The organism is Caballeronia arvi, assembly GCF_001544695.2.
Classification (GTDB): domain Bacteria; phylum Pseudomonadota; class Gammaproteobacteria; order Burkholderiales; family Burkholderiaceae; genus Caballeronia; species Caballeronia arvi.
Genome location: NZ_FCOM02000136.1, coordinates 1 through 5,673 on the forward strand (window position 1 = coordinate 1; position 5,673 = coordinate 5,673).

6 protein-coding genes and 1 pseudogene are annotated in these 5,673 nt (G+C 59.7%); 1 reads left to right on the top strand and 6 read right to left on the bottom strand.

Translation table 11 applies throughout. The annotated features are described in order from the left end of the window. The 4 genes from AWB74_RS43180 to AWB74_RS43195 form a co-directional block, all read right to left on the bottom strand. On the bottom strand, window positions 1-482 hold a 482-nt coding region (locus AWB74_RS43180; protein ID WP_143749502.1), incomplete at its 3' end, for a glycosyltransferase. A gap of 185 nt (window positions 483-667) precedes the next feature. Then, window positions 668-1,606, bottom strand: a complete 939-nt coding sequence (locus AWB74_RS43185) for a glycosyltransferase family 2 protein (RefSeq protein ID WP_061152616.1) — start codon at window positions 1,604-1,606, stop codon at window positions 668-670. Beyond that, window positions 1,596-2,300, bottom strand: coding sequence for a PIG-L deacetylase family protein (locus AWB74_RS43190; protein WP_061152619.1), 705 nt, complete (start codon window positions 2,298-2,300; stop codon window positions 1,596-1,598). Before AWB74_RS43190 ends, AWB74_RS43185 begins: the two co-directional genes overlap by 11 nt. Window positions 2,301-2,809: 509 nt before the next feature. Further along, window positions 2,810-3,013: a cold-shock protein gene (locus tag AWB74_RS43195; protein ID WP_061152617.1), complete on the bottom strand. Its 204-nt coding sequence runs from the start codon at window positions 3,011-3,013 to the stop codon at window positions 2,810-2,812. Between the two features lie 551 nt (window positions 3,014-3,564). Here AWB74_RS43195 and AWB74_RS43200 point away from each other — a divergent pair. Then, on the top strand, window positions 3,565-4,041 hold the full coding sequence (locus AWB74_RS43200; RefSeq protein WP_061152620.1) for a PRC-barrel domain-containing protein: 477 nt from the start codon (window positions 3,565-3,567) through the stop codon (window positions 4,039-4,041). A gap of 337 nt (window positions 4,042-4,378) precedes the next feature. On the opposite strand, the gene AWB74_RS46205 is transcribed toward AWB74_RS43200, so the two are convergent. Further along, entirely contained in the window at window positions 4,379-4,657 is a 279-nt protein-coding gene (locus AWB74_RS46205) for a hypothetical protein (protein WP_143749503.1), read from the bottom strand. Window positions 4,658-4,770: 113 nt separating this feature from the next. Beyond that, window positions 4,771-5,234, bottom strand: a pseudogene (locus AWB74_RS43210) (low affinity iron permease family protein). Between the last annotated feature and the right edge of the window lie 439 nt (window positions 5,235-5,673).

A 5,673-nucleotide genomic window follows, 5' to 3' on the forward strand; every position in this document is an offset into this window, starting at 1 on the left:
TTAACGAGTTCGTCCTCGATATCAAAGCGCGCATCGGGAAAGCCGTCCGATTCGCCCTGATGCAGCCGCCGCACGCGTCCGAGCGCATGAAAGGTCGTGACGAGCGGCACGCCGAGCGCGTCCTTGATGCACAAGCCGACGAGACCCGACATGAAGAAGTTAGCGTGCACGATGTCATACGGCTGCGCTTCCTGCTGCATGAAGTCGATCATGAAGCTCGCGAACGCATCCATGTGCGGCAGCAGCTGTTCCTTCGGCAACTGCACGGGCGGCCCCGCCGGCACGTTGATCACTCGGATGTTTTCGAAGCGCGAGACGAGCGGCAGCAGCGAACGATCGCAGCGCGTGAAGACATCGACATCGTGGCCGATACGCACGAGCTGGCGCGCCACATTGGCCACGTAGATATTCTGGCCGCCGCTGTCGACGCCGCCCGCGATCGCCAGCGGCGATGCATGTTCACTGATCAAAGCGATCTTCACGAGAAATCCTCTGTTATGCGATCCCCTTCGGCGTGTAGCGCGGCGCGCAGTCGCGTGGATCAGTCTTCCGGATTCAGCATTTGGCGTGCCACTCGTTGTGAGTGTCGACAGAAGTACGAAACGATTTTCGGTTCGTCGCGCGTTGAACCAAATGTCGTTTGGTTCGAAGCGCGGCACGCGCGCTTTTACGTGGCGCGTGTAGAAGCGACAGCGCGTTCGCCGCGCGTCTGCGCTTGGCGGCGTGCGTCGTCTTCGTGGACGAGACGCCGCATGAGTCGCACGCGATCGTCGATCACGCGCCGCCTGCCGAGCGCCCACACGATGCCCGCGGCCAGTTGCGTCAGATCGGGCAGCGCGGGTGAGACACCGATCGCGTCGCGTGTGGCGCGCATCGCTTCGGCCAGCGGCAGACGCATCCATGCGACCCACGCGGCATTGCGCGCGAGCAGCCTGCGTCTTTGCGCGCTGTCGCGCAGCGGAGAAGGATGATGATGGAGCACGAGCTCATCCATATAGACGATCTCGTGGCCTGCGCCGAGCACATCGAGCGAGAGAAGCGTCTCTTCGCCGCCGATGAAAAGCCTCGGTTCGTAGCCGCCCGTTTGCCGGAAGACGTCCGTGCGAAACACACACGCGCCCGCCATGAAGCCGATGAGCACGGGTCCCGGCAGCCCGTCGCGCGCGAGCGGACTTTCGCGCATGCGCTCGCAGGTCTCATCGATTGCGCCATATTCGCCGACGACCACGCGCGCATTCAGCACGCCGACGCGCGGCGCGGCGTCGAGCACGTCGACGGCACGGGACAGCGAGCCGGGACTCCACCATGTATCGTCATCGCAAAATGCGACGTATTCTGTTTCGGCGCGCGCGACGCCGAGATTGCGGCCTGCCGCTCCAAGATTGCGCGGAGCGAGAACGAGCTTCACGAACGGAAAATTCGCCGCGATGCGCTCGGCGGCGCCATCGGTGGAGGCATTATCGACCGCGATGATATCGATGCGATCAGGCAGCGCGGCAAGTCTTGCAAGCGTGTCGAGAACCTCATCGGTACGGTTGTAAGTCAGCACGACGACGGACAGCCGCGCATGGTCCGTGTCGGGAAGAACGACGCGTTCATCGGTCATGATGTGTGGGCTGCAAGGTCCAGAGCCGTTCGGGCGCGAAGACGTCGTCGTAACCCTTTGGGCCGAAAGCCTTCAGTTGGCTGATATAGCGGCTCACGGCGCGCTGCTTCGCTTCCTGATGGCGGTCGAGCGCGGCCGTGTCGATGCGCTCGGACACAGGCGTCGCGATGATGCCGCGACCGGAGAGTTCGGCGAGACACGTCTGCACGAGCCCGTCCATGCGCCGATACAAGGCGTCCTCATACGCGATGCAGGCAAGCGATGGATCAACGAGCCATGCCTCGCGGCACGCGCGATGCACGAGGTCGTGATCCGAATGAAAGAGACCCAACGGAATAGCTAGCGCACGATAAGCCCTCGCGCGGATCACGTCGAGCAGGGCCGTGGTGATCTCATCGCGCGTGGCGGGGCTATCGTCTGCATATTGCGAGTCGAGAAAGCCAAGATGGATGGGGCGCGCGCCGAGCGCATCCAGCGCGGCGGAGTCTTCGGCGTGGCGCGCGCGCATGGCCTGATGCGCGTTCGCGAAGCCGCATTGCGTGTCCCAGTCCGTAACGAGCGCGTCGTGCGGCACGCCCGCGAAAACCGTGCATACGATCGAATCGGGCGCAGCGGCGACGGCGGCGCCGCAACTGAAGACGGCATCGTCGAGATGGGGCGAGATGACGAGTAAGGGTTCATCGGCGTGGGGCATGGCTTCGCGTTCGTGGTCGGCATGCGCGGCACTGCGCAAAGCCCGTGCCGCGCGCCTTCGCTACGTTCTTGGCTTCAGCACGACCTCGATGCAACCGTCTTCCTTGTCGCGGAATGTCTTGCAACGGTGCGGTCCTGCAACAGCTGTGGGTCTCCTGAAGCTTCGGCGCGTAGCTACGTCCTATCGTGACCCGAAGGATGTCGATTCCTCGGAGCACGACTTAAAATGCCGGGCCGATAGGGCGGCGTGAATCTACTTCGCGGCATGGCTGGGCCTTCGAGTCTCCTCCGGACTGAGGACTCCACCGTGCGTCCGGATAGGCGCAACGCTTTACGGCCCTGCGAACGCTCGGCGTCGCGCCTCAGCGAGGGCCTCAAGGTCGAACTCCGAAGGAAGCCTTAGTGCTGTGCGGACAGCGGCAAAAGAAAGTCCCTCGAGCCGCCGCCGCTCGACGGTTTCGAGCTGCCGGCTGTCGCGACAGGGGAGGGCGCACACGGACTCGCGATGCGTTAGAGGGGGTGAATGTTGCCTGCTTGTAACCCTTTCGGGCCTTCGCGCATATCGAAGCTTACTTTCTGATTTTCGGCAAGTGTCTTGAATCCTTCGACCCTGACTTCTGAATAGTGTGCGAAAACGTCCTTTCCGCCGTCATCGGGCGTGATGAAACCGAATCCCTTCGCGTCGTTGAACCATTTCACTGTACCGGTTGCCATAAAGTCCTCGATGCGATGTTAGCGTGCCTACCTATCTCGCCGTGAGACGTTTCACAGTAGGCATCGTCTAAGTAATTGGTACAACTAAGTCAATGCAAAAGCCTCGCAGATTGAGTAGTCTCCAGTTGTTCAAGAAGGCACTTCGGAAGTTGTCGCCTGTCGTTGATTACATTTTTTGTTGAACGCAAGGGAAGTGTCAAGTACTTGGCTACATGAAATTGCGGCGCGATAGGGAATAACGGTCGATTCTACTTATGCTTCGTCTAAAGTACCGTTTTTATCTGAAGAATTAAGGCCGCGCCGGCTCAATCCAAGCATTAAGTGCTCTCTCTTCCTGCATAACGAAGCCAGCGCTTGACGGGCGAAGTCGAAGTATCAGGTTGACGGTTGACCAGCGCTGCTTAAGCGGACACGGGGGTACGTCTGTTGCGCGCGAATAAGGACGAAGCGGCGAGTTGCCCGCGCGTCATTCGGCGTAGGAGGTCTTGTCCAATCTTCTGATTGGACAGACTAAGCGGTTACTCAGCGGGCCTATGATTTGGAGCATTGTCATGGTGACGGGAGACGTTACACAATCAGGCTTAGGCGCGCAGAACGGTGCGAACATCGTCGGCAGCGGCGTCGGGGACGAGCCCGGTCCAGACGTTATGGCGGCATCGACACTAGAAGATACGACGGTAGTCACGTCAGACGGGGAAGACGTCGGCAAGATTTCGAAAATCATGCTCGATGTCCGCAGCGGGCGCATCGCGTATGCAGTGCTGTCGAGCGGTGGCTTCTTAGGCATCGGCGATACCCTCCGTGCGCTGCCGTGGAATGCACTTACCTTAGATACGGACCAAAAATGCTTTAGAGTCGATGCGACTGCCGAGCGTATCAAGAGCGAGCCGGGCTTTGACAAAGACCACTGGCCGGCGATGGCGGACATGGCTTGGGGTTCTTCGCTCCATAAGTATTACAATCGGACGCCGTATTTGTCCCCGATGTCGAGGTCATCGTTGGGAGCGGAGGGGCCGCTAGACATGTAATCGTCGACACCGCGAGTAAGCGCGGGGCGGCAACAAGGCAGATTGACTCGGTTTCGCCCCCAAGACACGTAGCGGCGAGCCGGCCATTCCGAACCTGCGCTTCTCGTTGGTCTTACCACGGTCGACTACTGCCGATTCAGGTTTGCCCTCAGATGAGCTTGGCCTAAATGCGGCAGCGCCGATTGAACACACTGCGTGCGCTACTGCGTCGTGTAAGTTCCGTCCAGAGTCGCGGCGTGCGTGAACTGCAGTAGGCGGGGTGCGCTTATGGAACCTTCGACATTTCTCGCTAACGGAACGGTTCATCTCCCGGGTTCCGCTCTTTCTCAGTTCGTCTTCAGGCTCTCTGCCTTGGAAGAGATTTAGGTGGCCCTATCCCACCGATGATTTTGGGCACTGCTGGCCCTTCGTCGACCGTTATGTGCTGCAGTATCCGCAGCTCTTTCGAAGCCCAGACGAATTCGACAATGAAGGATTCGCTATCCGTCTCGACGAGGAAGCGAAGTTCAACATACCGGGCTGCTGCGACGGACCCGAGCAAAAGATACGAAGGGTCCTCGAGTTCGTGTTCGCCCGCATTGTCGTGGACGGCCACGGAGACGTTGTCCAGATTCACGAGGGGCGCCGCGAGCCGCGTAACCGTTTCTGAAGCTCCTGTGAATTGGAGACTACCCACGACATCCGCTCGACTTGTGACCGGCCTTCGAAACGCAGACGAACCCTGACATGCTAGCCTCCATCAGGAGCCGTTTGCACGGGTTCGGCGGGTGACAACTGTTCCGGCGTTGGGCTTGCTACTTCGTACGTCCGTTTCGTCGACAAACGCAGGTAGGCTGCCGCGAGCCGTCGTAGTTCGTCTTCGGAAGCATCCTCTATTCCGATGAGCTGATTGCTCGCCGCGCGATGAGATGAAAGCAACTCATTGAGCTTTAGGTGAAGCGCGACGCTGTCTTTGTTCTGCCTCTGCTGAAGGAGAAACACCATCAGAAAAGTGACGACCGTCGTGCCCGTGTTGATGACGAGCTGCCAGCCATCCGAATAATGAAACATCGGGCCGGTTACTACCCAAGCAACGACTGTCAATACGGCCATGCAAAGGTGGCGGGCGAGCCTGCCCGTCGGGTAAAGCAATTCCGACTTGAGAAGAATGCTGCCGCAGCGACTGCAAAAAGCGTAGGATGTTTTCCTCCTATCCCCGAGGGACTTAACGGGAGGGCCTCGCAAACGCAGGGGTAGAATCGGTCTCGTGGCCGACAAACTGAAGCCTGCCGCTGCGCCCACGCCCACCGTTTGACCGGGTAGATCCAGATAGATCGTGTCCACGATCATGGAACGATCTCACGTGATCTACTGGACCTCCCCACGCTCTCACATCATGCCCACGCGCGCGCGGATCGGGGACCGGCCCTGCCGAGCCGCTGATATGACTGTCCATGTCAATCGCGATATCTGCGTCTTTGGCTTTTCCATAGGCAAAGGAATTTCCTGAGGGCGACGTAGCAGTAAGGCCGACGGTGAATCACGCTGATATCCGCGGGTTGGGTACCGCATTACGGAGGTCTACATGAACGCCCCCCGTTTGCGACGGCTTTCTCCTGCGTTGAGTGACAGGTTAGGTTGCAGCTCTACATT